The organism is Muricoccus nepalensis (genome assembly GCF_006438825.1).
Taxonomy (GTDB): domain Bacteria; phylum Pseudomonadota; class Alphaproteobacteria; order Acetobacterales; family Acetobacteraceae; genus Roseomonas; species Roseomonas nepalensis.
Map to the genome: position 1 here is coordinate 130,812 of NZ_RCZP01000010.1, position 26,860 is coordinate 157,671.

General features: G+C 75.8%; 24 protein-coding genes and 1 pseudogene. 7 read left to right on the plus strand and 18 right to left on the minus strand.

What is annotated here, in order from left to right; translation table 11 throughout:
- Positions 1 to 240 precede the first annotated feature (240 nt).
- Positions 241 to 1,554 carry a UbiH/UbiF/VisC/COQ6 family ubiquinone biosynthesis hydroxylase gene (locus EAH89_RS12895; RefSeq protein WP_241666999.1) on the minus strand — a complete coding sequence of 438 codons (1,314 nt, stop codon included), beginning with the start codon at positions 1,552 to 1,554 and terminating at the stop codon, positions 241 to 243.
- A gap of 145 nt (positions 1,555 to 1,699) precedes the next feature.
- Between EAH89_RS12895 and EAH89_RS12900 the strand changes: the two genes are divergently transcribed.
- The 3 genes from EAH89_RS12900 to EAH89_RS12910 all read left to right on the plus strand — a co-directional run bounded on the left by EAH89_RS12900 (position 1,700) and on the right by EAH89_RS12910 (position 5,135).
- Entirely contained in the window at positions 1,700 to 2,038 is a 339-nt protein-coding gene (locus tag EAH89_RS12900) for a P-II family nitrogen regulator (protein WP_140883641.1), read from the plus strand.
- A gap of 38 nt (positions 2,039 to 2,076) precedes the next feature.
- On the plus strand, positions 2,077 to 3,444 hold the full coding sequence (locus EAH89_RS12905; protein WP_140883643.1) for an ammonium transporter: 1,368 nt from the start codon (positions 2,077 to 2,079) through the stop codon (positions 3,442 to 3,444).
- A gap of 122 nt (positions 3,445 to 3,566) precedes the next feature.
- On the plus strand, positions 3,567 to 5,135 hold the full coding sequence (locus EAH89_RS12910) for an ABC transporter substrate-binding protein (protein ID WP_140883646.1): 1,569 nt from the start codon (positions 3,567 to 3,569) through the stop codon (positions 5,133 to 5,135).
- 6 nt (positions 5,136 to 5,141) lie between these two features.
- Here the strand turns inward: EAH89_RS12910 and EAH89_RS12915 are convergent, their stop codons facing one another.
- From EAH89_RS12915 to lysA, 7 genes are all read right to left on the minus strand, one after another.
- The gene (locus EAH89_RS12915; protein ID WP_140883648.1) at positions 5,142 to 6,854 is read right to left on the minus strand and encodes a porin; all 1,713 of its coding nucleotides are present in this window, start codon (positions 6,852 to 6,854) and stop codon (positions 5,142 to 5,144) included.
- Between the two features lie 75 nt (positions 6,855 to 6,929).
- Positions 6,930 to 7,424: a MarR family winged helix-turn-helix transcriptional regulator gene (locus EAH89_RS12920; RefSeq protein WP_140883650.1), complete on the minus strand. Its 495-nt coding sequence runs from the start codon at positions 7,422 to 7,424 to the stop codon at positions 6,930 to 6,932.
- A 6-nt stretch (positions 7,425 to 7,430) separates the two neighbouring features.
- On the minus strand, positions 7,431 to 8,426 hold the full coding sequence (locus EAH89_RS12925; protein WP_161993567.1) for a tripartite tricarboxylate transporter substrate binding protein: 996 nt from the start codon (positions 8,424 to 8,426) through the stop codon (positions 7,431 to 7,433).
- Positions 8,427 to 8,526: 100 nt separating this feature from the next.
- Positions 8,527 to 10,179 carry an FAD-dependent oxidoreductase gene (locus EAH89_RS12930; RefSeq protein WP_140883656.1) on the minus strand — a complete coding sequence of 551 codons (1,653 nt, stop codon included), beginning with the start codon at positions 10,177 to 10,179 and terminating at the stop codon, positions 8,527 to 8,529.
- Between the two features lie 62 nt (positions 10,180 to 10,241).
- Positions 10,242 to 10,625 (minus strand): MAPEG family protein, encoded by a 384-nt coding sequence (locus EAH89_RS12935; RefSeq protein ID WP_140883658.1) that lies wholly within the window; start codon positions 10,623 to 10,625, stop codon positions 10,242 to 10,244.
- A 33-nt stretch (positions 10,626 to 10,658) separates the two neighbouring features.
- The gene (locus EAH89_RS12940; protein WP_140883661.1) at positions 10,659 to 13,484 is read right to left on the minus strand and encodes a DUF4175 domain-containing protein; all 2,826 of its coding nucleotides are present in this window, start codon (positions 13,482 to 13,484) and stop codon (positions 10,659 to 10,661) included.
- A complete protein-coding gene (lysA, locus tag EAH89_RS12945; RefSeq protein ID WP_140883664.1) occupies positions 13,481 to 14,830 on the minus strand; it encodes a diaminopimelate decarboxylase in 1,350 nt (449 codons plus the stop codon). The genes EAH89_RS12940 and lysA overlap by 4 nt, the downstream gene beginning before the upstream one ends.
- Positions 14,831 to 15,073: 243 nt before the next feature.
- Here lysA and radC point away from each other — a divergent pair, with 243 nt between their 5' ends.
- Complete coding sequence (gene radC, locus EAH89_RS12950; protein ID WP_408906292.1) at positions 15,074 to 16,111, plus strand: RadC family protein; 1,038 nt, start codon at positions 15,074 to 15,076, stop codon at positions 16,109 to 16,111.
- A 7-nt stretch (positions 16,112 to 16,118) separates the two neighbouring features.
- Here radC and EAH89_RS12955 read toward each other — a convergent pair whose 3' ends face one another.
- The 10 genes from EAH89_RS12955 to EAH89_RS31225 form a co-directional block, all read right to left on the minus strand.
- Complete coding sequence (locus EAH89_RS12955) at positions 16,119 to 16,784, minus strand: glutathione S-transferase family protein (RefSeq protein ID WP_140883667.1); 666 nt, start codon at positions 16,782 to 16,784, stop codon at positions 16,119 to 16,121.
- Positions 16,785 to 16,914: 130 nt separating this feature from the next.
- Positions 16,915 to 17,151, minus strand: a complete 237-nt coding sequence (locus EAH89_RS12960; RefSeq protein ID WP_140883669.1) for a CsbD family protein — start codon at positions 17,149 to 17,151, stop codon at positions 16,915 to 16,917.
- Between the two features lie 112 nt (positions 17,152 to 17,263).
- On the minus strand, positions 17,264 to 18,664 hold the full coding sequence (locus EAH89_RS12965; protein ID WP_140883672.1) for an amidase family protein: 1,401 nt from the start codon (positions 18,662 to 18,664) through the stop codon (positions 17,264 to 17,266).
- A gap of 25 nt (positions 18,665 to 18,689) precedes the next feature.
- Entirely contained in the window at positions 18,690 to 19,475 is a 786-nt protein-coding gene (locus tag EAH89_RS12970; RefSeq protein WP_241667000.1) for an enoyl-CoA hydratase/isomerase family protein, read from the minus strand.
- A complete protein-coding gene (locus tag EAH89_RS12975) occupies positions 19,472 to 20,125 on the minus strand; it encodes a 3-oxoacid CoA-transferase subunit B (protein WP_140883674.1) in 654 nt (217 codons plus the stop codon). Before EAH89_RS12975 ends, EAH89_RS12970 begins: the two co-directional genes overlap by 4 nt.
- 14 nt (positions 20,126 to 20,139) lie before the next feature.
- Positions 20,140 to 20,820, minus strand: coding sequence for a 3-oxoacid CoA-transferase subunit A (locus EAH89_RS12980; protein ID WP_140883677.1), 681 nt, complete (start codon positions 20,818 to 20,820; stop codon positions 20,140 to 20,142).
- The gene (locus EAH89_RS12985; RefSeq protein WP_140883680.1) at positions 20,817 to 21,650 is read right to left on the minus strand and encodes an isocitrate lyase/PEP mutase family protein; all 834 of its coding nucleotides are present in this window, start codon (positions 21,648 to 21,650) and stop codon (positions 20,817 to 20,819) included. Before EAH89_RS12985 ends, EAH89_RS12980 begins: the two co-directional genes overlap by 4 nt.
- Positions 21,647 to 22,249, minus strand: a complete 603-nt coding sequence (locus EAH89_RS12990; protein WP_140883682.1) for a 3'-5' exonuclease — start codon at positions 22,247 to 22,249, stop codon at positions 21,647 to 21,649. Before EAH89_RS12990 ends, EAH89_RS12985 begins: the two co-directional genes overlap by 4 nt.
- 46 nt (positions 22,250 to 22,295) lie before the next feature.
- Entirely contained in the window at positions 22,296 to 24,446 is a 2,151-nt protein-coding gene (locus EAH89_RS12995; RefSeq protein ID WP_206667540.1) for an acetate--CoA ligase family protein, read from the minus strand.
- 104 nt (positions 24,447 to 24,550) lie between these two features.
- Positions 24,551 to 24,760, minus strand: a complete 210-nt coding sequence (locus EAH89_RS31225; protein ID WP_161993568.1) for a hypothetical protein — start codon at positions 24,758 to 24,760, stop codon at positions 24,551 to 24,553.
- Between the two features lie 288 nt (positions 24,761 to 25,048).
- Here EAH89_RS31225 and EAH89_RS13005 point away from each other — a divergent pair, with 288 nt between their 5' ends.
- The 3 genes and pseudogenes from EAH89_RS13005 to EAH89_RS13015 form a co-directional block, all read left to right on the plus strand.
- The gene (locus EAH89_RS13005; protein WP_140883687.1) at positions 25,049 to 25,789 is read left to right on the plus strand and encodes a MotA/TolQ/ExbB proton channel family protein; all 741 of its coding nucleotides are present in this window, start codon (positions 25,049 to 25,051) and stop codon (positions 25,787 to 25,789) included.
- 6 nt (positions 25,790 to 25,795) lie between these two features.
- Entirely contained in the window at positions 25,796 to 26,239 is a 444-nt protein-coding gene (locus EAH89_RS13010) for an ExbD/TolR family protein (protein ID WP_140883689.1), read from the plus strand.
- 10 nt (positions 26,240 to 26,249) lie between these two features.
- A pseudogene (locus EAH89_RS13015) lies at positions 26,250 to 26,860 on the plus strand (hypothetical protein); the annotation flags it as partial.

Here is a 26,860-nt window from a genome sequence, read left to right on the forward strand (position 1 = left end):
CGGACCCTCCGCCGGGATGGCGACGGCCACCCCGGACCCCGCGTTCGGTTTGCAGCGCGCCTGAGGTCATGGACCTCAGGCGACTGACAGGTCAGCCCGCGCGGTCAAAAGAATTTTGCTCAAACACGCTGTCCTCGGCCAGCTCAGCGCTGAGAACAGGTCGCGGGGTCCGGGGAGCCCGCTGGCTCCCCGGCGGAGGGTTTGGGAGGCAGCGCCTCCCAAGGGCCGCCCTGAGCTACGTCAGGCCGCCGGCATGATCCCGCGCCCGCCGAGCAGCCCCGAGGCCGTGCCGCCCGCGAAGCCCATGGCGCGGCGGGCGAAGAAGCCCTTCAGCGCGGGGATGCGGTCCACCGCCGCGATGCCGAGGCGGCGCGCGAGGCGGACCGGCGCGAGGTCGTTCCCGAAGAGGCGCTCCAGCGCGTGGGTGGCGCCGAGCATGAGGATGGCGTCCGGCCGCCGCGCCGCCTGGTAGGCCGCGAGCAGCTTGGGGGCGCCGACGTCCTCGCCTGCGGCCTTGGCCACGATGATGAGCTCCGCGAGCGCGGCCACGTCGCGCAGGCCGACATTCAGCCCCTGGCCCGCGATGGGGTGGATGCCGTGGGCGGCATCGCCGACGAGGGCGAGGCGCGTGTCGGTGAAGCGCATGGCCTGGAGGGCGGAGAGGGGATAGGACCAGCGCCCGCCGACGAGGCGCAGGCGTCCGAGGTGGTCGCCCATGCGCCGCGTCACCTCGCGCGCGAAGGCCTCGGGCTCCATCGCCATGAAGTGGGGCGCGAGGCTGCTGCGCTCGGACCAGACGATGGCGGAGGCGTGGGGGAAGCCCTCGCGCGCGGCGCGGGCGCGCTCGCCGTCGCCCTCGGGCGAGGCGTCGGGCAGGGGAAGCTGCGCGAAGGGGCCGTTGGGCAGGAAGGCCTCGAGCGCGGTGCCGTGGTGCGGGCGCTCGTGCGCGATGGCGCAGACGATGCCGGACTGGCGGTAGTCGACGCGCGCGGCGCCGATGCCGGCGGCGCTGCGAAGCGCGCTGCGGCGGCCCTCGGCGGAGATGGCGAGGCGCGCTCGGATCGTGCGGCCGTCCGAGAGGCGGGCGACCACTCCCTCGGGGCGGCGCTCCACCTCGGCGGTCATCGGGGCCGCGAGGTGCAGGTCGGGGAGGGCGGCGAGGCGCGCGTTGAGGGCGACGCGGAGGGAGCGCGCCTCGACCATCCAGCCGAAGGCCTCCTCGCCCATCGCCGCGGCGTCGAAGTGGAGGTGGAGGGGGGAGGCGCGCTCGCCCGGGCGGCTGTCGCTGACGCGGATGCCGGTGATGGCGCAGGGATCGGCCGGCAGGAGGTCCCAGAGGCCGGCGGCGGCGAGGAGGTTGCGGCTGCTGGCCGCGACCGCGTAGGCGCGCCCGTCGAAGGCGGGCAGCTCCATGGGCCGGAGGGCCTGGGCGTCCACGACCGCGACGGTCACGCCGGCCGTGGCCAGGGTGGTGGCGAGGGTGCCGCCGACGGGGCCCGCGCCGATGACGAGGACGTCGAGGTCAAGGTCGGCAGCGGCGTCGCGCGTCGTCATCGGGTCTTCCTGCATCACGGAACGGTGTCTTGCCCAGTATTTAGGCACGAACCCGCGGGGCAACAGCCCCCATGGACCGTAACGGGTCTGGCACGCAACTCGCATCACCGCCCCTGTTCTAGCGGAGGAAGGGGGCCGCGTAGCGATGAAGTTGGTGATGGCGATCATCAAGCCGTTCAAGCTGGACGAGGTGCGCGAGGCGCTCACCCCGCTCGGCGTGCAGGGGCTGACCGTGACCGAGGTGAAGGGCTTCGGCCGCCAGAAGGGGCAGACCGAGATCTACCGCGGCGCGGAGTACCAGGTTTCCTTCCTTCCGAAGCTCAAGATCGAGGTGGCCGTGCCGGCCGAGCTCGCCGACGCCGTGGTGGAGGCGATCGCCACCACCGCGCGCACCGGCAAGATCGGCGACGGCAAGGTCTTCGTCATGGACCTGGAGCGCGCGCTCCGCATCCGCACCGGCGAAACCGATGAGGGCGCCCTGTGAGCACGATGCCCGAGACGATCATGCATAAGGATACGACGATGCGACCCCACTCCCGCGGCCGTGCCCTGGCCGCCGCGGCCTTCGGCGTGACCGCGCTGCTCGCGGGCGGCGCCCTCGCGCAGGACACGCCCGGCGCGGCCGCCGCGGCGGAGGCGACCGTGAACACCGGCGACACCGCCTGGATGCTCACCTCCACCGCGCTCGTGCTGATGATGACCATCCCGGGCCTCGCGCTCTTCTACGCGGGCATGGTCCGCAAGAAGACCGTGCTGGCGACGATGATGCAGTCCTTCGCCATCACCGCGATCGCGACGGTGGTGTGGATGGTGGCGGGCTACAGCCTCGCCTTCGGCGAGGGCGGCGCCTATGTCGGCGACCTCTCGAAGCTGCTGCTGCGCGGCATCGCGGAGAACTGGGACAAGCCCTTCACCCTCGGCTCGGGCGACGCGGCGGTGGCCTTCACCATCCCCGAGACGGTCTTCCTGATGTTCCAGATGACCTTCGCGATCATCACCCCCGCCCTGATCACCGGCGCCTACGCGGACCGGATGAAGTTCTCGGCGATGGTGCTCTTCACCATCCTCTGGCTGCTGGTCATCTACTCGCCCATCGCGCACTGGGTGTGGCACCCGAACGGCTGGATCTTCGCCCTCGGCGCGCTCGACTTCGCTGGTGGCACGGTGGTGCACATCAACGCGGGCGTCGCGGGCTTGGTCGCGGCGGTCGTCCTCGGCAAGCGCGTGGGCTACGGGCACGACAACATGGCGCCCTTCTCCCTCGCGCTGGCCGTCATCGGCGCCTCGCTGCTCTGGGTGGGCTGGTTCGGCTTCAACGCGGGCTCGGCCGGCGCGGCCGGCGGGCGCGCGGGCATGGCGATGCTGGTGACGCAGCTCGCGGCGGCCATCGCGGCGCTGGCCTGGGTGTTTGCGGAGTGGGCGGTCAAGGGCAAGCCCTCCGTTCTCGGCGCGATCTCGGGAGCGGTCGCGGGGCTCGTCGCCATCACGCCCGCCGCCGGCTTCGTGCTGCCGGTGCCGGCGCTGATCATCGGCGTGGTCGCGGGCCTCACGGGCTTCTGGGGCGCGACGGCGCTCAAGCACTGGTGCGGCTACGACGACAGCCTGGACGCCTTCGGCGTGCACGGCCTCTGCGGCATCGTCGGCGCGCTGCTGACGGGCGTCTTCGCCTACGGCCCGCTCTCGGCCACGACGGCGCTGCCGGACGGCACCTCGGGCAGCGTCGACCAGCTCATCATCCAGGCCTACGCGGTGGCCGCGGTGTTCGTCTACACGGCGGTCGCGACCTGGATCCTGCTCAAGATCGTGGACGTCGTCGTCGGCCTCCGCGTCACCGAGGAGGAGGAGCGCGAGGGCCTCGACGTCGCGCTGCACGGCGAGCGCCTCGGCTGATCCCCGCGCGATCGGCGTGAACCGGGCCCCGGCGGAGCGATCCGCCGGGGCCTTTCTTTTCCTCCCGCCACGGGCACGCGCCGTGCAAGGCTCCGGCGCCCGCCCCTCGCAGGAACACCGCCATGACGCTGCGCCGCTCCCTCCTCCTGTCCGCGCTGCTGGCCCTGGCGCCGGCGGCCGCCGGGGCGCAGACCACGCTGCGCATCGCGCTCTCCCTGCCGGTCTCGACGCTCGATCCCGTGCAGTCCACCGCGGCCACGGTGCGCAACCACGGCTTCTTCATCTACGACCAGCTCTTCGCCCTCGACAGCAAGGGCGTGCCGCGGCCGCAGATGGTGGACCGCCACACGGTGTCCGACGACCGCCTGACCTGGCGCTTCACGCTGCGCGACGGCCTCGCCTTCCACGACGGCGCGCCGGTCCGCGCGGCCGATGCGGTGGCCTCCATCCGCCGCTGGGCGCAGCGCGACGTGGTCGGCCGCGCGCTGGCCGCCGCGACGGGCGCGATGGAGGTGGTGGACGAGAAGACCTTCGAGATCCGCCTCGCCCGGCCCTTCGCCCTGGTGACGGAGGCGCTGGCGCGCCCTACGGGCAGCGCGCTCTTCGTCATGCCCGAGCGCGTGGCGAGCACGCCCGCCTCCACCGCGATCACCGACACCACCGGCTCCGGCCCCTTCGTGTTCCGGGGCGCCGAGTGGCGCGCGGGCGACCGTGCCGTCTACGCCCGCAACCCCGCCTACCGACCGCGCGACGAGGCGCCGGACGGGCTGGCCGGCGGCAAGGTCGTCGGCGTGGACCGGGTGGAGTGGCTGGCGATGCCGGACGCGGCCGTCGCGGTGAACGCGCTGGCCAACGGCGAGATCGACTTCCTCGAGCAGCCGCCGCCCGACCTCGTGCCGACGCTCGAGCGCAACCGCGCGGTGCGGGTCGCGCCGGTGAACCCCGTGGGCAGCATGGCCTGGCTGCGCCTGAACCACACGCAGCCGCCCTTCAACGACCCGCGCGCGCGGCAGGCGCTGCTCTACCTCGTGAACCAGAAGGACGTGCTGGAGGGAATGGGCATCCGGGCGGCCGAGCAGGTGCCCTACTGCCCCGCCTACTTCATGTGCGGCACGCCGCTCGAGACCGACGCCGGCGCGCGCGGGCTGCGCGAGCCCGACGTGGAGCGCGCCCGCGCGCTGCTGCGCGAGGCCGGCTACGACGGGCGCCCCGTGGTCTTCCTCAACGCGACCGACAACGGGCTGAACAACGCCTCCACCCTCGTGATGAGCGAGGCCTTCCGGCGCGCGGGGCTGGCCATGGACGTGCAGGCGATGGACTGGGGCACGCTGACCGCGCGGCGCAACCGGCGCGAGGCGCCGGCGGCGGGCGGGTGGAACCTCTTCGTCACCATCGCCAACGTGCTCGACGCCGAGAACCCGCTCTCCAACCTCTATCTCGCCAGCACCTGCGACGCCGCGCCCGCCGGCTGGCCCTGCGACGAGGAGCTGGAGCGGCTGCGCCTCGCCTGGTCGCAGGAGGGCGACGCGGGGAAGCGGCGCGCGCTGCTGGAGCGCGTGCACGCGCGCGCCTACGAGGTGCTGCCCTACATCAACGCGGGGCAGTTCCGCGCGAACGCAGCGTGGCGGACGAACGTCACGGGCATCCGCCCGACGACCGTGCCGGTGTTCTGGGGCGTGACGAAGGGGTAGGCCCCCTCAGAACCGCACGATCGCCGAGGCCTGCACGCGGTCGGAGCGCCCGCCGCGCACGCCGTTCGCGTCGCGGTTCTGGAGCGTGCGCTCGGTGTGGATGTACTCGAGGCCGAGGTCGATCGGCTTCACCGGGCTCCAGATGAGGTTAACCGCCCCGGCCCAGATCTGCTCGTTCACGGCGTCGCAGGCGGCGCCGGCGCCCGCGCCCGCGCAGCCCGCGAAGGCGCGGACGTAGTCGGGGTAGCTGAGGCGCACCCCGTGCAGCGAGACGTTGCTGCGCAGGCTCGGCGTGAAGTGGTACTGCGCGCCGACGAGCCCCGCGACGACGCCGACCGTGTCGATGTCGCGCCCGCCGCCGGCCGCCGCGGAGAGGCCGAAGTTGGACACGGCGCCGAAGCCGGCCGCGCTGGAATCGAGGTAGCGGCCGAGCCCCTCGCCGTACTGGACGCTGCCCGCGAGGATGAGGCGCTTCTCGAGCAGGTTCAGCGCGCCGGTCGCGCCGATGCCGAAGCCGAGGGCGGAGTCGGTGTAGCGCGCGGCGGGGCTGGCCGCGCCGCGGTTGTCGACGCGCACCTGCCGCAGCACGCCGCGCAGCGCCGCGAAGCCCCAGCCGCCCTCCACGATCGCCTGCGCCGTCAGGTCCGGCACCTGGTTCACGCCGAAGCCTGCGCCCCCGTTCGCGTCGGGGAAGCTCGAGCCGGCGGTGGCGGTGATGTCGCTGTAGCTGTTCTCGAGCGCGGCCTTGATCGTCACGCCGCCCTCGAGGCGCCGGGAGTAGCGGATCTGCGCCTGGCGCACGTTGCTCGTGCCGAGCGGCGTCCAGTCGTTCAGCCACTGCAGGGGCAGCAGCGTCGCATCGCCGAACAGCGTGTTCGACTGGCCGACGAGCACCGTGCCCCAGCCGCCCTCGTTGAACTCCCCGAACTCGGCGAAGGCCTGGCGCAGGCGCGGCGTGTAGGCGTTGGAGGTCCCCTGGGTCGTGAGGTCGACGTTCTGGCCGGCGAAGTCGAACTCCACCTGCGTCCGCACCTCGCCGAAGCCCTCGAAGGGGGTCCGCGTCTCGATGCCGAGGCGGGAGCGCCGGGCGCTCGCCTGGAAGTCGCCGCCGGTGCGCGCGCCCGCCGCGCCGCGGTCGAGCGGGATGGACTGGCCGGAGATGGCGTCCGAGCGGTTCCGCGGCCCGATGTCGCCGGACATGTTCAGCTTCGCGAAGCCGTAGAGGCGCACGGAGGTGTCGGTGCCCGGCACGCGGAAGGAGCCGGGGAAGGAACCGCGCCACGGTGTCGACGGGTCGTCCCGCTGCGCCTGCACGGGGATGGCGGAGGTGACCTGCGGCGGCCCGCCCGTCGGCGTCTCGCGCGAGAGGCTGTTGCCGGGCGAGGTGTCGATGCCGGCAGGCGGCGCGGGGGCGGGACGCGCGGCGGCGGCGGTCCCGCGCGGCGCCTCGCGCGCGTCGCCCGCGGCGGCCGGGCGCGGGGAGGGGCGCTGCTCGGCCCGGCGCTGCGCGGCCTCGAGCTGGTCGATCCGGCGCTGCAGGGCGTTGAGCTGCGCGCGCAGCTCCCCCACCGTCTGCGCGGCGGCGGGGCGGGCGGGAAGCATCAGCGCCGCGGCCGCGCAGGCTGCGAGCAGCCCGAGGCGCCCGGCGGGGCCACGCGGGGCGGGGCGCGCCCGCGTCGATGAGGGCCCGGGCACCGCCGCCGTCCGATGAGGGGTCACGCGTCCATCCTGTCGCAAGCCTGACGATCGCGGCCCCGGGCGCAGCGGAAGGCGGCGCGGGACCGTTTCCCGTCTCTAGGCCTGGCCGCCGCGGGGGGCGCCATCACAAGTTGGCGCCTCGCCGTCGGGCCGCGCGTAGTCCCGCAGCGCCGAGAGGAGGGCGTCCAGCCGCGCCTCGCCCAGCCGCCCGCCCATCTCCGCCTGCGCCTCGGCCACGGCGCGGCGGAACTCGTCGAGGAAGTGGAAGCCGTGCGCGGTGAAGCGCACGGTCTTGGCGCGGCGGTCCGCCGGGTCCGTCTCGCGGCTCACGAGGCGCAGCGCGACGCATTGCTCGATCAGTTCGCCCATGGCCTGCTTCGTCATGCTCGCGCGGCGGGCGAGCTCGGTCGCGCGCGTGCCGGCGGTGTCGAGGTTGCGCGTGACGCCGACATGGGCGAGGCGCACCTCGCCGAAGCCGCGCGCGGCGAGGCGGGCGAGCACGCGGCTCTCGAAGCGGTGGACCGCCTCGTGCAGCAGGCGGCCGACGTTGTCGCGCCGCCACGCGTCTTCCGCGGTTGGGACGTCCTGCACCCCGCGCTAGTCGGCGGAGATGTTGCCGCGCTTGATCACCTCGGCCCAGCGCGCCAGGTCGCGCTTGGCGAGGTCGCCCAGCGCCTCGGGCGGGCCGCCGGCGGGCTTCATGCCCTGCGCCAGCAGCGCGTCGCGCGTGCGGGGCTCGGCCAGCCAAGCGTTGAGGTCGGCGTTCGCGCGCGCCACGAACTCCGCGGGCAGCCCGGCCGGGCCGAAGAGGCCGAACCAGAGGTCCGCCTGCGCGCCCGGGAAGCCGCTCTCGGCGAGGGTGGGCACGTCGGGCGCGACGTCGCTGCGCTTGTCGCCGCAGAGGGCCAGCAGGCGGATCTGCCCGGCCTGGGCGAGGGGCAGCGCGGTGTGCACGGGCAGCACCATGGCGACCAGCCGCTTGCCGATGAGGTCCTGCAGCGAGGGGGCGGCGCCGCGGTAGGGCACGTGGTTCATCGTGACGTTCGCCGTCAGCCCGAAGAGCGCCATGGCGAGGTGCTGCGGCGTGCCGACGCCGGGGGAGCCGTAGTCGAGCTCGCCCGGCTTCGCCCGCGCGAGGTCGGCGAGCTCCTTCGCGTTGCGCGCGGGCACGTCGGGGTTCACCACCATCACAAGGTCGCCGGTGCTGAGCTGCACGATCGGCACGAAGCTGTCGATGGGGTCGTAGGGAACCTGGCGGAAGAGGCTCGGGTTCATGATGAAGGTGTTCGGCTGCAGCATCAGCGTGCGCCCGTCCGGCGCCGCGCGGGCGACGAACTGCGTGCCAATGTTTCCGCTGGCGCCGGGGCGGTTGTCCACCACCACGGGCTGGCCGAAGCGCGACCCGAGTGGCGCCGCGATGAGGCGCCCGAGGATGTCGGGCCCCGTGCCGGGCGTGTAGGGCACGATGATCGTCACGGGGCCGTCGGGGATGCGGCCCTGAGCCCTTGCGGCGCGGGGGGCGAGGGCGGCGAGCGGCAGGAGGGCCGCGGCGCGCGCGAGGTGCCTTCGTCCGGGTCCGTGTCGGTCGGTCATGCTGGTTCCTCCGGTCCGGCCCGCGGCGCCGCGGCGGGCGGGCGTTTGTTTCGCGGCAGCATAGCGCGGATCCCGCCCCGTCGTCGGCATCCGGGCGCAGTCAGGCCGGGAGCCCGGCCGCGCGCGCGAGCACGGCCGCAGCCCCCGCGGCGTCGTCGCCCCGCCAGGCCACCATGTGGTCGGGTCGGATGAGCACGAGGTCGCGCTGATAGAGGTCCCGCAGGCCATCGTGGCCGGGCGAGGCCACCCGCAGGTCCAGCCCCGCCGCCGCGGCCGCGCGGGCGAAGTCCTCGGCGGGGGCGGGGCCGAGGCGCAGCAGGGTCCATTCCGGGCCGAAGAGGTCGTAGAGCGAGCGCCCCTCGCCGAGCCAGGCATGGGGCGGGCGCCCGCCGGGGCAGGCGGTGGGCTCGTAGCGGTTCGGCGCGTCCGGCGGCGGGTCGGTGCCGTCGGGGAGGACGATGGGGGAGCCGTCGTAGCGGCCACCGAAGGTGATGCCGGGGATGTCGAACTCCATCCGGGCGTGGGCGGCGAGATGCGCGCCCGCCTCGGCCCGCGCGGCCTCGCCCGCGGGCGTGTCGCTCTCCAGCGCGGGATCGGCGGGGCGCCAGGCGAGGGAATCGGCGAGGCGGCGGGCGTAGGCGGTGTTGCGCCGGGCCAGCGCCCCGCGCTCCGCGCCGTAGCTCTCCAGCAGCGAGGGCGCCGCGATGCCCTTCACGACGGAGGCGAGCTTCCAGCCGAGGTTCACCGCGTCCTCGACCGCCGTGTTGTAGCCGAGCCCGCCGGCGGGGGTGAAGAGGTGCGCGGCGTCGCCGGCCAGCAGCACGCGGCCGCGCCCGAAGCTCTCCGCCACCAGCGCGTGGCCCGCGGTCCAGGCGGAGCGGGAGAGGATCTCGGCCGCGACCGGGCGCCCGACCGCGCTCTCGAACAGCGCGCGCGCCTCGGCCTCGGTGATCGCGTCCTCGTCCTCGCCGTCGCGGAGCTGGGTGTGGAAGGCGAATTCGCCGGCGCCGTCCACCGCCGCCATGAAGGCGCGGCGGTCGCGGTTGTAGGTGACGTGCATCCAGGCCTTCGCGTGGGGCACGGCCGCGTGGAAGCCCGGGCAGCGGAGGTAGAGCGCATACATGCGCCCGCCCATGAAGTCCCGCGCGACGCCGGAGGAGCCCGCGTAGCGGATACCGAGCCGCGCGCGCACGAGGCTGCGCGGCCCGTCCGCGCCGACGAGGTAGGCCGCGAGGAAGCGGCGGCGCGCGCGGCCGTCCACCGCCTCGGCCTCGGCGAGCACGCCCTCGGGCCCGTCCTCGAACCCTGTCAGGCGCCAGCCGTAGAGGAGGGTGGCGCCGGCTTCCTCCGCCTTCGCGCGCAGCACGCGCTCGACGAACTTCTGCGACACGCGGTGCGGCAGCTCCGCCGCGCTCCAGGAGCCCGACAGGCCTGCGACGCGCGCCCGCGCCTCGCGCGCGGAGGGAAGGTGGAAGCGCGCGAGCTCGTGGGTCGCGAAGCGGGTGAAGTAGGCGATGTCCGTCGGGTAGTCGTCGGGCATGCCTAGCGCCCGGATCTCGTCGGCGAAGCCGAGGCGCCGGTAGTGCTCCATGGTGCGCGCCTGGGTGGCGTTCGCCTGGGGGTTGAAGGCGGTGCCGGGCTTGTCGTCCACCACCACGACGCCGACCCCGCGGCGGGCGAGCTCGAGGGCGAGCACGAGGCCGCAGGGGCCGCCGCCGGCAACGAGCACGGGGATCCGCTCCGGGTCGTCCACGCCGTCCTCCCCCTTTTCCGTCGACGGTAAGGTTGCCTGACCAAAGGGGTCAAGCCGCGGGCTCAGCGGAGGGCGGTGGCGAGGCAGGCGAGGGAGAGGGTCACCAGGGCGGCGAAGGTGAGCGCCATGCCCCCGGCCCGGAGCGGCATGCTTCCCGGCCCGCTGAGCGCGACCGCGTGGGAGAGGCGGCCGAGCAGGAGGAGCAGGCCCGCGAGGTGCAGCAGCCAGCCCGGGGCCCCCGAGAGCTCGGCCGCGAGCATCAGCAGGAGGGCGAAGGGGGCGTATTCCGCGAAGTTCCCGTGGGCGCGGACGGCGCGCTCCAGCCCGGCGTCCCCGCCGGTGCCGAGCGAGACCCGTGCCCGCCCGCGCGCCCGGATGACGAGGACCGAGAGGGCGATGAAGCCGAGGCCGAGCAGCCCGGCGTAGAGGGGCGTGATGCCGCGCATCGGCGGGTCCTTTGCTGGGAGACCAGCGCCGCCTCAGAAGAGGCGGAGCAGGCGGTCGATGTAGTCCAGCTCCTGGGCCGGGCGCTCGCGCTCGGCGTGGCGGCGGCGGAGCTCCTCCTGCAGGCGGCGGGTGCGGAGCATCTCGGCCTCCTCGGGCACGCGGGTGTCGCCGCCCTCCTCCGCGGTGCCGGTGCCCTCGCGCAGGCGGCGGCCGAGAGGGTCGCGCCCCTCGCCGTTCTGGGCCATGCGGTCCTGGCCCTCGCCGCCGCCCTCGGAGCCGTCGGCCATGGCGTCGCCCTGGCCCTCCCCCTCGCCGTCGCCCTCCCCCTCGCCGGGCTGGGGGCGGTCGGGCCGGCCGAACTGGCGCTGCATGCGCTGGGCCATCTGCCGGCCGCCCTCCGAGAGTTCGCGGATGGCGCGCTCCTGGTGGGGGCGGGGGTCGGTGCCGGTGCCGAGGGCCTCCGCGCTCTCGCGCATCGCCTGGTCGGCGCGGCCGAGGGGAGCGGGGACCTCGCCGGTCAGGTCGCCCTGCTGCTGCATCAGCTCGCCGAGCGCGCGGCGGAGCGCCCGCTGCACGCGCGCCTCGGCCGCGGCGTCCGGCACGGGGGCCTGGGCCGGGGGATCGGGCGGCAGGTTGCGGTTCCAGGGGAAGGACTGGCGGCGCTCCCGCTCGCGCCGGGCGGCCTCGGCCTCGCCGCGGCGGTGGGCGCCGTCGAGAAGGCCGGATTCGCGGCGCACCATGTCCTGGATCACGCCCATCTGCTGTTGGCCGCGCTCGCGGCGCTGGCGGCGCTCCTCGCGGTTGTTCTGGGCCATCTGGCCGTTCTCGAGGTCCTCCAGCATCTTCTCGAGCTCGGCCAGCTCGCGCTCGGCGTCCTCGGGGCGGTCCTGGCGGTTCTGCTCGCGCATGCGGTCGGTGCGGCGGTCGGCCTCGCGCCGGTCCTGCGGCCGGGCCTGGGGCGGGGAGCCCTCGGGCGGGTTCTCGCCGTTCTCGCGCTGGATGCGCTCGGCCAGGGCGTCGAGGTGGCGGCGCACGGCCTCGCGCAGCTCCTGGATGCGGCGCTCGGTCTCGGTGCGGGCGGCGTCGCGCTGCGCGTCGCGCTGGGCCCTCTCGGCCTCGCGGCGCTCAGCCTCCTGCCGCCGCTGCTGCTCGCGGGCGGCCTGCCGGTTCTCGCCGGGTGGCTGGCCCGCCTGGTTCTCCTGCGCCTCGTTCTGCTGCGCCTCGTTCTCCTGGGCCCCGTTCCGGCTCGCCTCGTCCTGGCGGCGCTCCTCGGCCTCGCGCGCCTCCGCCTCGCGCCGCTCCTCGGCGCGCTCGCGCTCCTGCTCCTGGCGCTCGCGCAGCGCCTCGCGCAGGCGCTCGCGCGTCTCGGCCAGGGCGCGGGCGGTGCGGTCGGCGCGGCCTTCCTCGAGGGCGAGGGCGGTCTCCCACATCGTCTGCTGCACCTCGCCCACCGCCTCGGGGCGGCGGTCGCCCTCCAGCCGCGCGCGGGCGGAGCGCAGGGCGAGGGCGGTGGCGGTGTCGTTCTCGAAGGCCTCGGGCCGCTCCGCCAGCCGGTCCAGCCCCTCCATCGCCGGCGCCCGCGCCGCGGGGTCGAGCGAGAGGCCCTTGCGGAGGAGGATCAGCCCGCGCGCGACCGGGTGGTTGAAGGCGCGCTCCGGCAGGGTGAGCCCCGCCTCCTCCGAGCGGCCCTCCTGCCCGGCGCCGTCCCGCGCCAGCAGGGTGACGCGCACGGGCAGGCCGGCCCAGGGATGGGCGGAGAGGTCGGGCTGCGCGACGCCGCGCGGGGCCTTGGGCGCGCCCGGCGGCAGCGGCAGGTCGAGGGCGAGCGGCGGCGCGTCGGGGCGCGCGGCGAGGCGCATCTCGGCGCCGGCGCTGGCCACCCCCCAGTCGTCCTCGGCGCGCCAGGGCAGGCGCGTGGCGAGGCCGCGCGCGGCCGGGGCGGGGGGCTCGGCGAAGGCGATGCGCGGCGGCGCGTCGGCCTGAACGGCGACGGACCAAGCCGCGACCTCCCGCCCGCTCTGGCGGACGGCGATCCGCCCGGCGGCGTCGAGCGGCAGCTCCGCGCTGTGGCTGCCGGGGCCGAGGGCCTGGAAGGGGGCGGCGGGCTCGCCGTCCCGCAGAAGCTCGGGCGCGCCGGCGCCGCCCGAGAGCGCCGCGCGCAGGCGGCTGCCGGCCGGCACCGTCACCGCGCCGCCGGCGGGGTCGAGGAAGAGGGGGGCGGCGCCGGTGTAGGCGGGCGGTGTCACCCAGGCCTCCAGCCGCGCGGCGAGGCCAGGGGCGGCCGCGGGGGCGTCGGGCCAGAGGGCGCGGCGCAGGCGCTCCGGCGCCTCCGGCCCCGCGGCGACGAGGGCGGCGACCAGCGCGACCGCGAGGCCGATCCGCAGCGCGCGGGGGTCGCGGGCGGGAAGGCCGGGGCGGGGCGCGCCGGCGCGCAGCGCGCGGATCCGCGCGGCCTCCCGCGCCTGGTGGACCTGCCAGAGGGCGAGCGCGGCCGCGTCGCCCCCCGCGGGCCGGTCGTGCAGCGTGGCGAGCGGGCGGTGCGGCAGCCCGGAGGCGCGCTCCAGCCGCCGGTCCGCCGCCGGCTCGTCCGGCAGGGCGAGGCCGCGCAGCCCGCGGAGAGCGGCGACGATGAGCGCGGTGATGAGCACCGCGATGAGGACGAGGTGCGGCAGCGGGTGCAGCAGCAGGAAGACGCCCGAGAGGGCGAGGACGAGGAAGACCCCGACCACCCCCAGCACGGGCCAGAGCCGCGGCCAGAGGGCCTCCCAGAACAGCGCGGCCCGGGCCCGGGCGCGCAGCCGGCCCAGGCGGCGCAGCGCCCGCCCGGCTTCCGGCGCGCCCGGCCCGGGCGGGCTCACGCGGCGGCCCCGAGCCAGTCCGGCACGACCTGGTTCGCCAGCAGCGCCTCGTGCGACTGGCGCGGGCGCGTCACCGCCCAGCGGTGGCCGTCCACCAGCACCTCCGCGGCCAGGGGACGGGCGTTGTAGGTGGAGGACATGGTGGCGCCGTAGGCCCCGGCGTCGAGGAAGGCGACGAGCGCGCCGGGCGGCAGGTCCGGCAGGGCCCGACCCCGCGCGAAGGTGTCGCCGGTCTCGCAGACCGGGCCCACCACGTCGGCGGGGGCCAGCGGCGCGTGCAGGGCGTCGGGGGCGAGCGGCAGGATGCCGTGCCAGGCCTCGTACATGGCGGGGCGGACGAGGTCGTTCATGGCGGCGTCCAGCACCACGAAGCGGCGGTTCTGCCCGCGCTTCTGCAGCACCACGGAGGCCAGCAGGACGCCCGCAGGCCCCGCGATCCAGCGGCCGGGCTCGAGCATCACCGGCAGGCCGAGCGGGCCGAGGGTGGCGCGGATGGCGCCGGCCAGCGCGGCGGGGGTGGGGGCGATCTCGTCGCGGTAGGGGATGCCGAGGCCGCCGCCGCAGTCCAGCCGCTCGATCGGCAACCCGCGCGCGAGCAGGGCGCGCGCGAGGTCCGCGACGCGGGCGTAGGCCGCGCGGTAGGCGGCCATGCCCTCGGTGATCTGGCTGCCGATGTGCACGGCCAGCCCCGTGGGGCGGATGCCCGGCAGGGAGGCCATGCGGGCGTAGAGCGCGGCGGCGTCCCCGTAGGCGATGCCGAACTTGTTCTCGGCGAGGCCGGTGGAGATCTTCGCGTGGGTGCGGGCGTCCACGTCGGGGTTGATGCGGAGGGTGACCGGCGCCTCGCGGCCCGTGGCGGCGGCGACCTCGGCGATGCGCTCCACCTCCTCCGCGCTCTCGGCGTTGATCTGGAGGATGCCCTCCTCCAGCGCGAGGGCGATCTCGCGCGCGGACTTGCCGACGCCGGAGAAGACGATGCGGGACGCCGGGATGCCGGCGGCGCGGGCCGCGCGAAGCTCGCCCTCGCTCACCACGTCCGCCCCCGCTCCCTCGTCGCCGAGGACGCGCAGCACGGCGAGGCTGTCGTTCGCCTTCGCCGCGAAGTGGATAGAGGCCGCGAGCCCGGCCTCCCGCAGCGCGTCCCGCAGCGCCGCGTGGCGGCGGCGCAGCGTGGCGGCGGAGTAGACCCAGGTGGGCGTGCCGGCCTCGCGGGCGATGTTCACCAGCGGCACGTCGTCCATCACCAGGCCGTCCAGCACATGGGCGCGCAGGTGGGGCCGTTGTGCCAGCAGGTCGGCGAAGTCGGGGTCGGGCGTGTCGTGCGGGGACGCGAGCGGAGAGGCCATCCTCTTATTCTGGGGTCGGCAGGGCGACTCGGGAAGCGTTACTTGGCCGCGCCCGGCGGCCCCGCCCGGCCGCCCGTGGCGGCCTTGGGTGCCCGGGCGCGCCCCGCCTCTCACAAAGTTGTGTTCAATACCGGAACGAATCGAGAAGCCGAGCAATGATCGCTTGAGCGCAACTTCCGGTGGAGGAATGATACGAAGGCGCCACCAGGACGGGGCGCCGGCGACCAAAACGGGGTGCGGGGCATGTGGCTGGGACGGATCTTCGGCGGGCGCAGACGGCCCAAGGCGGCGCCCGCGCTGCTCTACGCCGAGGCCCCCGCCGGCCCGGCGCGCCGCGGCTTCGCCGAGGACCTGAGCGGGCGCGAGTTCGGCCGGGCGCCGCGCTTCCTGCCCTCCGGCGAGATGAGCACCGCCGAGCCCGTGTTCGGGGGAGGCGCGCTGGGAGAGATCGGGCTGGGGGAGGCCGGCCCCAGCGATACCGGCCGCGCGCGGCGGGGCCCGGGCCGGCCGCCCGGGCGCAAGGGGATGCTGGCCGGGGCGGGCGAGGCGCTGGCGCGGGGCGTGGCCGGCATCGTGCCCGAGGCGAGTTCCTTCCCGAGCCCCTTTCCGAGCACGGGGCCGCAGGGGCATCGCTCCCGGATGCGGGCGAAGCTCCTGGAGCGCGGGCCGGACGCGCTGGCCGACTACGAGCTTCTCGAGATGCTGCTCTTCTTCGCCTTCAAGACGGGCGACACCAAGCCGCTCGCGAAGGCGCTGATCAACCAGTACGGCAGCTTCGCCGGCGTGCTCGCGGCGTCCCAGGCGGAGCTGCTGGCCACGCGCGGCCTCGGCGAGCACAGCGTGGCGGCGCTGAAGCTCGTGCAGGCGGCCGCGCTGCGCCTGGCGAAGGCGGAGGTGTTGGAGCAGCCGGTGCTCAACAACTGGGACCGGCTGATCGCCTATCTCAGCGCCGCCCTCTCGCGCGAGAAGGTGGAGCAGTTCCGCATCCTGTTCCTCGACAGCAAGAACCGCCTCATCGCGGACGAGGCGCAGGCGAAGGGCACGGTGAACCACACGCCCGTCTACCCGCGCGAGGTCATCCGCCGCGCGCTGGACCTGCACGCGACGGCGCTGATCCTCGTCCACAACCACCCGAGCGGCGACCCGACGCCGAGCCGGGCGGACATCGAGATGACGAAGGAGATCCGCACGGCGGGGGAGGTCTTCTCGGTGGTGGTGCACGACCACCTCATCATCGGGAAGGGGCGGCACCTTTCCTTCCGGCGGGAAGGGCTGCTGTGAGCGCCCCTCAGGCGTAGGCGTAGGGCCCGCCGCGCTCCAGCGCCCGCTGGTAGGCGGGGCGCGTGTGGACGCGGGCGAGGAAGGCGCCGGGGTTCGGCCGCGCCTCGCCGAAGGGGGAGCGGGAGGCGGCGGCCTCCAGCGGGAAGCTCATCATGATGTCGGCGGCGGTCATTTCCGGCCCCGCGAACCAGCCGGTCGCGGCCAGGGCCTCGTGCCAGTAGGTCTTCAGCCGCTCGAGGTTGGGGGCGAGGAAGCCCGCCTGCAGGCCCTCCACCATCCCCCGCGCCATCGGCTGCGCGGCGGGCGGCAGGCCCGCGGGCAGGCGGCCGAGAACGAGCGACATGACCAGCGGCGGCATGGCCGAGCCCTCCGCGTGGTGCATCCAGTGGCGGAAGCGCCACCAGTCCGCGCCGTCGCGCGCGGGGGCAAGGCGGCCCGCGCCGTGGCGCTCGAGGATGTACTCGACGATCGCGCCGGTCTCGGCCACCACGAGGTCGCCCTCGGCCAGCACGGGCGCCTTGCCGAGCGGGTGGACGGCGCGCAGCGCCTCGGGCGCGAGCATCGTGGCGGCGTCGCGCTCGTAGCGGCGGATTTCGTAGGGGACGCCCAGCTCCTCCAGCAGCCAGAGCACGCGCTGGGAGCGGGAGTTGTTCAGGTGGTGGATGGTGATCATGCGAAGTCCCCACGGCGCGCGCCGGGGCCGGCCGGCGCCTTTCGGCAACGGCCGTCCCCGGCATCCCGGCCGTGGCGCCCCGGGAGATAACCCAGGAGGCGCCCGGCCGGGGTCCGCGCGGCGGTCCGGATCAGATGATGCGCAGGCGCCCGAGCAGCCAGCCGAAGCCGACCGCGATGGCGGCGGCGGTCAGCGGCTGGTCGCGGATGTAGTCCTCGAGCTGGCCGATCTGGTTCTGCGCCTCGCCCTTGGCCTGGTTCATCTTGCCCTCGGCCTGGGTGCGGTTGTCGCCGATGAGGCTGCCGATGCCCTCCTGAACGTCGCCCGCCGCGGACTTGCCGGCGCCGATGATGCGATCGCTGTCCATAGTGTCTCTCCTCGTTGATCCATGGGGCCGCGGCGCCGTGCGGCCCGCGGGGGTCCAAACGTGGGGAGGGGGCGCGGGTTGAGGGACGATCTGATTCGGCGGCGCGACGGCCCTAGGCCCGGACGGGGTCCACGGGCGCGAGGGGCGGCCCCGCCGCCTCGATGACGGTGCCGGCCGCGAGCAGGATGTCCTCTCGGTAGCGGCCGCCGACGAGCTGCACGCCGAGCGGGGCCGGGCCCGAGGCGTCGGTCGTCACCGTGAGCCCCGGCAGGCTCATCAGCGGCAGGCCGAGCTGCGGCAGGATGGCCTCCACCACCCGGTCGAAGGCCTCAGGCGACTCGAGGTCCAGCAGGTCGGGGAAGGGCGGCTCGGCCGAGACGGGCATGAGGGCGACGGGGTAGCGCTCGAGGAAGAGGTTCCACTCGCGCGCGAAGCCCGCCCGGACCTGGAGCGCGTCCTGGAAGGCGTTCATGTCGGGCGCGGGGCAGAGGCGCTCCATCTGAGCGAAGACGAAGGTCGCGTCGGGGTCGTCCTCCTCCAGCAACGCCTTCTTCAGCCCGCGGCGGCTCTCGGCGAGCCAGAGCATGGCCTGGAGCCGCCCGGGCTCGCGCAGCGGCGGCAGGGGGGTCTCGACCACCGTCCAGCCGGCGTCCTGCAGCCGGCGCCCGGCGTCGCGCAGGGCGGCCTCGACGGCGGGGGTGGTCGGCATCCCCTCGGGGCGGACGCAGAGGGCGGCGCGCTTCGGGAAGGCCGGTCCCTCCAGCGGCGCGGGCACCCACCAGGGATCGCGCGCGTCCGGCATCGCCATGGCCGCGAGGGCGAGGCGGATATCGGCGATGCTGCGCGCGATCGGGCCCGAGACGGCCATGAGCTGCGCCCCGATCGCCCGCTCCGCGCCGCCGGGGTTCCAGGCGGGCACGCGGCCGATGGTGGGGCGCAGCCCGTGCACGCCGCAGGCGTAGGCGGGGTAGCGGATGGAGCCGCCGATGTCCGTGCCGTGCGCGATCGCCCCGATCCCGGCCGCGACCGAGGCCGCGGCGCCGCCCGAGGAGCCGCCGGGGGTGAGGGCGGGGTTGCGAGGGTTGCGCGTGTGGCCGTGCAGCGAGTTGCGCGTGAACCAGTGGAGCGAGAAGGCCGGCGTGTTGGTCCGCCCGACGATCACCGCGCCCGCGCGGCGCAGGTTGGCGACCACCGGGTTGTCGGCGTTGGCGACGAGGTCCTTCTGGATGCGGAGCCCGTTGGTGGTGGCGAAGCCCTTCTGGTCCACGTTCACCTTGGTGGTGACGGGCACGCCCGCGAGCGGCCCCGGGTCCTCCCCGCGCGCGATCGCGGCGTCCACCGCGCGGGCGGCGGCGAGGGCCTCCTCCGGCATGAACTGCACGACGGCGTTGATGGCGGGGTTGGCGGCCTCGATCCGCGCCAGGGCGTCGCGCGCCACCTCCTCGGCCGTCAGGTCGCGCGCGCGGACGCGAGCGGCGATCTCGCCTGCGGTGAGGCGCCAGTGATCGGTCATGCTCGCTCCATCCCTCGCCTGGCCCTCAGCCCCCGAAGCGCGGCTTGCGCTTCTCCATGAAGGCCGTGCGGCCCTCGCGGTGGTCGGCGGTGAGGAACAGCGTCGCCTGGTGGTGGCGCTCCACCTCCAGCGCCGCGTCCAGCCCGGCCGCGAGCATGGACTTGGTCAGCGCCATCGGCGCCGGCGCCTGCTCGGCCAGGAAGCGCGCGCGCTCGGTCGCGGCGGCGAGGGCCCCGCCAGCGGGCACCACCTCGTCCACGAGGCCGATCCGCTCGGCCTCGGGCGCCGCGATCTGCTCGTGCAGCATGAGGATGCGCCGCGCGCGCCCGGCGCCGACGCGGGCGGGCAGGGTGAAGGGCAGGCCGAGGTCGCCCATCAGCCCGACCTTGCCGAAGCCCGCCATGAAGCGCGCGTCCTCGGCCGCGACGACGAGGTCGCAGGCGAGGGCGAGCGAGAGCCCGGCGCCGACGCACCAGCCCTCCACGGCGGCGACCACGGGCTTGGTGCCGGCGGCGAGCAGCCGGATCGTGCGGTGCGCGCGCCGGAGACGCTCGCGCCCGGCCAGCGCGTCCGGCACGTCCATCGAGGAGATGTCGCCGCCCGAGCAGAAGACGCCGCCGGCGCCGGTGATGACGATGGCGTGGACGGAGGGGTCGCTCTCCACGGCCTCCAGCACGTCCGCCATGCGCTCGCGCAGCGGAAGGGCGAGCGCGTTGCGGCGCGCGGGGTAGTCGAGGGTCAGCGTCAGAACCGCGCCGTCGCGCGCCTCGCGGAGCGCCATGCCGTCCGGCATGGAAAGCGCCGCGCTCACGCCACGGCCTCGCGCGCGTCGGCGAGCGGCGCGGCCGTGACGGAGCGCAGGTGCTCCATCGTCACGCCCGGCGCGAGGTCGCGCACGGCGAAGCCCGCCTCCGTCACGTCGAGCACCGCGAGGTTGGTGTAGACACGCGAGACCGCGCGCATCGCGGTCAGCGGGTAGGAGCAGGCTTCCACCAGCTTCGGGCGGCCGTCCTTGGTCGTGTGCTCCATCATCACCCAGACGCGCTTGGCGCCGGCGGCCAGGTCCATCGCGCCGCCGACGGCGGGCGCGCTGTCGTTCTCGCTCGTCGCCCAGTTGGCGATGTCGCCGTTCGCCGCCACCTCGAAGGCGCCGAGCACGCAGAGGTCGATGTGCCCGCCGCGGATCATGCCGAAGCTGTCGGCGTGGTGGAAGTACGACCCGCCGGGGTGCAGCGTGACTGGCTGCTTGCCCGCGTTGATCAGCCACCAGTCCTCCTGCCCCTTCTCCGGCGCCGGGCCCATGCCGAGGATGCCGTTCTCGGAGTGCAGCACCACCTCCCGCCCCTCCGGGATGTGGTCGGCGATGAGGGTCGGCATGCCGATGCCGAGGTTGCAGTACCAGCCGTCGGGGATGTCGACCGCGGCGCGGCCGGCCATCTGGGTGCGGGACCAGGGTTGCATCGCGCGCTCCTCCTTCAGGCCCACGGCGCGCCGCGGCGCACGTTGACCACGCGGTTGACGAAGATGCCGGGCGTGATGACTTCCTCGCCCTCGATGGCGCCGAGCTCCACGATGTGCTGCGCCTGCACGATGGTGAGCGCGGCCGCCATGGCCATCACCGGGTTGAAGTTCCGTCCGCTGCGGCGGTAGGTGAGGTTGCCCCAGCGATCCGCCTCCCAGGCCTCGACCAGCGCCACGTCGCCGGGCAGGGCGAGCTCCATGACGTGGGGGCGGCCGTTGAACTCGCGGGTCTCCTTGCCCTGGGCGAGCTTCGTGCCGGCGGCGGTGGGCGTGTAGAAGGCGGGGATGCCGGCGCCGGCCGCGCGCATCCGCTCGGCCAGCGTGCCCTGGGGGACGATCTCGAGCTCGATCCGCCCGGCCTTGTACAGCTCCTCGAACACGACGGAGCCCGCGCTGCGCGGGAAGGAGCAGATGATCTTGCGGACGCGCCCGAGCTCCATCAGCCGCGCGAGGCCCGTGCGGCCGGAGCCCGCGTTGTTGCAGACGACGGTGAGGTCCTTCGCGCCCTGCTCGATCAGCCCGTCGATGAGGTCGTCGGGCTGGCCGGCCGCGCCGAAGCCGCCGATCAGCACCGTGCTGCCGTCGCGCACGCCCTCCATCGCGGCCGCCATGTCGCGGACGATCTTGTCGATCACGTCGGTCTCTCTCCTGAACGCATGTGGGGCGCGATCTCGCCGTAGGGGGTCAGCGCGGCAATGGCGGCCATGTCGCCGCGCGCGAGCGCCCGCCCGGCCTCCAGCGCCGCGCCGTAGGCCGCGCGGGCGAGGGCGCCGCCGACGCTGACCCGGCGCACGCCGAGGGCGGCTAGGCGGTCGAGCGGCACCGCGCCGCTGCGGGGGCCGATGAGCACGTTCACCGGGCGGGGCGCGACCGCTCGCACCACGGCGCGGATCGCGCTCTCGTCGGGCAGGCCCGGCGCGTAGAGGCAGCTCGCGCCGGCCTCGGCGAAGGCCGCGAGGCGGCGCAGCGTGTCGTCGAGGTCGGGGCGGCCGTGGAGGAAGTTCTCGGCGCGGGCGGTCAGCACGAAGGGGTGCGGCGCGGCCCGCGTGGCCTGCACGGCGGCGGCCACGCGGGCCACGGCGGCGTCGAAGTCGTGGATGGGGCGCGCGGGGTCGGCCGTCGTGTCCTCGATGGTGCAGCCGCAGAGCCCGGCCTGCGCCGCCGCGGTCACCGTGGCCGCGACCTCCTCCGGCGAGGGGCCGAAGCCGTCCTCGAGGTCGGCCGAGACGGGGAGGTCCACCGCGGCGATGAGGGCGCGCGCGTTCCCGAGCGCCTCCGCGCGCGTCACCGCCGCCTCGCCGTCCCGCCGCCCGAGGTGGAAGGCGAGGCCGGCGGAGGTCGTCGCCACGGCCTCGAAGCCGAGGCCCGCCATCAGGCGCGCGCTGCCGGCGTCCCAGGCGTTGGGCAGGGCGAAGCAGCCGGCGTCGTGCAGCGCCCGGAACCGCTCCGCGCGCGCGCCGATCACGCGGCCATCTCCCCCGTCAGGTCATTCGTGAAGCCGTGCAGGCGCATCGGCGCGGGGTCGAGCCCGTGCAGGGCGCGCAGCAGGTTGGCGGCGAGCCAGGCGTCCTCCAGCGCGCCGTGCAACGCCGTCTCGCGCGCGAGGCCGCAGGCGGCGGAGGCGTGGGCGAGGCCGGAGCGCTCCCCGGGGCGGTGCCGGCGCCAGGCGAGCGTGGTGCAGAACTCGCCCTCCCAGGGATGGGGAAGCTCCAGGCGCTCGAACTCGCCGCCGAGCATCCGGCGGTCGAAGGAGAGGTTGTGCGCGCAGCCCACCGCGCCGCCGAAGAAATCCGCGACCTCCGCGGCGTGGGCGGAGAACGGCGCCTGGCGCGCGAGGTAGGCGTCCGACAGGCCGTGCACGCGGTAGGCGCCGAAGTGGCAGCGGATTCCCGGCGCGAAGACGAGGTGCAGCGTGGCCTCGGGCTCCAGCACGGCATCCAGCCGCACGGCGCCGAGGGAGACCACGCGGTCGTCGCGGGTGCAGCCGGTGGTCTCGGTGTCGAAGACGATGACGGGGCGGCCAGGGATCACGCGGGGGATCACGCGGGGGGTGGGGTCCTGCATGGGGGGAAATTGCGCCCGGGGAAGGGAGGGGGGCAAGGCCGGCGCCCTAGCCGAGCTCGATCACCGCGTCCGCCGCGAAGGCGCCCTCCCCCTCCGGCAGGACCAGCACGGGGTTCACGTCCACCGAGGCCAGCCGCTCCCCCGCCGCGGCGGCGAAGGCCGAGAGGGCGGAGAGGGCGCGGGCCAGGGCCGGCACGTCCGCCCGCGGCCGCCCGCGCGCGCCGTCGAGCAGCGGGAAGCCGCGGAGCGAGCGGATCATCGCCTCGGCCTCCGTCACGTCCACGGGGCAGCGGCGCAGCGCCACGTCGCGCAGCACCTCGATGAAGACGCCGCCGAGCCCCACCATGGCCACGGGGCCGAAAACCGGGTCGCGGGCGATGCCGAGCGCGACCTCCACCGCGCCGCTGACCTGGCGGGCGACGAGGATGCCGGTGACGCGGGCGCTCGGCGCGTTGGCGGCGGCGTTGGCCATCAGCCGCGCGTGCCCGGCGCGCACCGCGGCCTCGTCCGCGACCCCGAGCAGCACGCCGCCGACCTCGGACTTGTGGAGGATGTCGGGCGAGAGAAGCTTCATCACCACGGGGAAGCCGATGCGCCGCGCGGCCTCCACCGCCTCCTCCACGCCGGCGGTCGCGGCCTCGGGCACGGCGGGAAGGCCCGCTTCCTCCAGCAGGCGCTTGGCGCCGGCCTCGTCGGGCGCCTCGGCGGGGAGGGTCACCGTGGGGAGCGGCACGGCGGCGCGCGGGGGGCGGGCGAAGGCGGCGCCGAAGCGGCCCTGGGCGGCCAGCGCCACCACGGCGCGGGAGGGGTCCTCGAAGACGAGATAGCCGTCGGCCTCGTATTCCCGCACGCGCTCGGGGGGCGCCAGCACGCTCAGCACCCAGAGGCGGTCCGGGTGGTCCGCCCGCACGGCGTTGAGCTGCGCGCGGAGCTTGGCCGCCAGCGAGGGCGAGGCGCCGACCTGGGTGAAGAAGGCGATGAGGCTCGTGTAGCCGCCGTCCTCGACCATGGCGCGGGCGAAGGCGCCGACGAGGGTCATGTCGTTGAAGACCTGCGCGGTGCAGTCCACGGGGTTGGCGGGGTTGCAGTAGGGGATGAGGACGCGAAGCCGCTCCTGCGCGTCCTCGGGCATGGGCGGCATGGGCATCGCCTGCTCCTCCGCCGCGTCCGAGATCATCACCCCCGCGCCGCCAGAGATGGAGACGACGCCGAGCGTGTTGCGCGCGGGGTAGATGCGGGGCGTCGCGGCGTAGGCGACGTCGAGCATCTCCTCGGTGTTGCGGGCGCGGTGGACGCCGAACTCCTCGAGCACCGCGCCCGTCACCGCGTCGTCGCCGGCGATGCTCGCGGTGTGGGAGCGGGCGGCGTGGGCGCCGAGCGCGGAGCGGCCGACCTTCATCATCACGACCGGCTTTCGTGCCCGCCGCGCCGCCTCCAGCGCCTCCAGGAAGCGCGGGCCCTCGCGCACGCCCTCGGAATAGGCGGCGATCACCTCGATGCCGTCGTCCTCGGCCATCCAGCCGATGACGTCGCCGAGCGTCACCTCGGCCTCGTTGCCGGTGGTGACCACCACGGGGGTCGCGATGCCGCGGTTGCGGGCCGCGCCGAAGAGGTGCGTGCCGTAGGCGCCGGACTGGCTGGCGATGCCGACGCGCCCGCGGCCGGGCAGGGGCTCGGCGGGCCAGCCGTTCTCGAAGGAGGCGGTGAAGATCGGGAAGTAGCCGAGGGGCGCGTTGAACAGGCCGAGGCAGTTGGGGCCCAGCAGCCGCATCCCGTGGCCGCGCGCGATGGAGACGAGCCGCGCCTGGGCCGCCTGCCCGGCCTCGTCCACCTCCGCGTAGCCGGCGGTGAAGACGATGGCGGCCGGGCAGCCGCGCCGCCCGAGCGCCTCCACCGCCGCCTCGGCCAGCGCGCCGGGCACGGCGACGATGGCGGCGTCGGGCACGCCCGGCAGCGCGTCCACGTCGGGGAAGGCGGCCAGGCCCTGCACGCGGTCGCGCTTGGGGTTCACCGGCCAGACCGGGCCCGCGAAGCCGCGGGAGATCATGTAGGAGAGGGGGCGCCCGCCGATGCGCGTGGGGTCGTCCGAGGCGCCGATGACCGCGACGCTCCGCGGCGAGAGCATGGGGGCCAGCGAGGAGAAGCCGGGGGAGGAGAAGCCCGCCGGCGCGCCCGTGCCCGTCCCGCCATCCGCCATGTCGCGCGTCCCCCGTTCCCTGGCCGCTTGCGGGCCGTTCCCGGGCGCAAGCTGCCCCCGACGGACCCGCGCGGCAACCCTCGGCCCCGGCCTGGCAGGGGCGCTCAGGCGTCCTCGATCTTCTCCTCGTCGTCCTCGCCGTAGTCGATCTCGGCGCCGCCGACGACGGCCAGGCAGTCCGCGTAGGTCGAGAGGATCCAGTCGCGGTCGTGGGTCTCCTTGTCCCTCGTCGCGTCCATGATGATGCGGAGCAGGGCGAGGGCGACCGCCGGCTCGGTCGAGCCCTCGATATCGATCTTCGGCAGGTCGGCCATGGCGCGCTTCCTTCCCATGCGGCGTGCCCGGGGCAGGGGACCTGCCCCGGATTCAGCACGGGGCTTCTACGCGGGCGGCGGCGGACGGATGCGCGCCGCCCGGCGCATCACGGGGAGTTGGGGGCGGGGGCGCGGCACCGAATCAAATGCAAATTGTTCTCAACCGCGTTGCGGCCCGGGCCCGCCTGCGGTAAGCACGCGGCCTCCGGCTGCGGGAGACCCCCTCGGCCGGCCAGGACCGGCCCCTGCCGGGCGGGCCGGGGCAGGACAGACGAGGGACGAGCGACGATGAACCCCACCGGCGGCCACGACCTCTCCCCCCTCGCGCTGTTCCTGCAGGCGGACGTGGTGGTGAAGGCGGTGATGGTCCTCCTCGCCCTCGCCTCGGTCGCCTGCTGGGGAATCATCATCGAGAAGATCGCCGCCGCCCGCCGCCTGCGCGCCGAGGCCCGCCGCCTGGCCGAGGCCGCCGCCGGCGGCACCCCGCCCGCCGAGGGGATGGCCGCGGAGGCGATCCGGGCCGGTGCCCGCGAGTGGCACGAGGGGCGCGACCCCTCCGAGAGCCGCGGCGAGTACCGCCAGCGGATCGAGGCGGCCATGCGCGCGCCCCTGACCGCGGCGCTGCGCGCCGCCGAGCCCGGGCTGCCGCTGCTGGCCACCATCGGCGCCGTCGGCCCCTTCGTCGGGCTGTTCGGCACGGTCTGGGGCATCATGAACTCCTTCTCCGGCATCGCGGCGAGCGGGGACACGAGCCTCGCGGTGGTGGCGCCGGGCATCGCGGAGGCGCTCTTCGCGACGGCCATCGGCCTGGCCGCCGCCATCCCCGCCGTGATGGCCTACAACCGCTTCGTCGTGACCTTCGCGCGCATCCGCCAGGGGGCGGTGGCCTCCATCGCGGCCCTCGCGGCCGGCATGGCGCGCCGCCCGGCGCCGGCGCGGGAGGCGGGCTTCCCGGCCGGGGCGCCGGCCATCGGGCCGGAGAGCGCCGGGCGCGGCCGCCACGGCGCGCTCGCCCAGGCGGCGGAGTAGCGCCGGATGGCCATGCTCCTCGGCGGCGGCGCGGGCGAGGACGACGACGACGCCTCGCCCATGGCGGAGATGAACGTGACGCCCCTGGTGGACGTCATGCTCGTGCTGCTCATCGTCTTCATGGTGGCCGCGCCGCTGATGACGGTCGGCGTGCCCGTGAACCTGCCCCGCAGCGCGGCGGCCCGCGCCGCCTCCTCCAACCCGCCGCTGGTGCTGACGGTGGCGCCCGGGAACCACGTCTTCATCCGCGAGGAGGAGGTGACGGAGGAGGCGCTGGCCCGGCGCCTGCAGGCGCTGCACGAGGCCGACCCGGAGGCGCCCGTCCATGTCCGCGGCGACCGCAGCGTGCCTTATGGCGACGTGCTGCGGGTGATGGGCCGCGTCACCCAGGCCGGGATCACCCGCGTCTCGCTCATCGCCGAGGCCGAGCCGGCCCCCGCGGCGCGCTGAGCGGCGGCCGGTGGACAGCCTCCTCGCCGAGCGGCCGCGCGCCGCCCCGCTCCCCGCCCCCCCGCACGGCCTGCTCGAGGCCGCCCTGGCGACCGCCGCCGCGGCGCCGCCCGCGCCGCCGCGCCGGGGCTGGCGGCGGGTCGTCCGCCCGCTCGCCTGGGGGGTCTCCGCCCTGCTGCACCTCGGCGCGCTGGCGCTGGTGCTGACCTACGAGCCGCTGCCGCCGCCCGCCCTGATCGCGGTGGAGATGGAGACGGAGCCCGCCCCGGAGCCGGCGCCCGAGCCCGCCCCCGAGCCGCTTCCCGAGGCCGCGGCCCCGCCGCCCGTGGCCGAGTCCGCGCCGCCGGAACTCGCGCCGGCCGAGCCCCCGCCCGTCACCGAGGCCCCGCCGCCGGAGCCGGTCGCCGAGCCGCTGCCCGACGCGCCCGCGATGGCCGAGCCCAGGCCTGAGCCACCGCTGCCCGAGCCACCGTTGCCTGAGCCTCCCGTGGCCGAGCCGCCGCCCGAGCCCCTCCCGCCGCCCGACGAGGCCGCGGCCGAGCTGCCCCTGCCGCCGCCGGTCGCCCCCCCGCCCACCACGCCGCCGCCCGCCGCGCCACCGCCCCGGCCGCGCCCGGCACC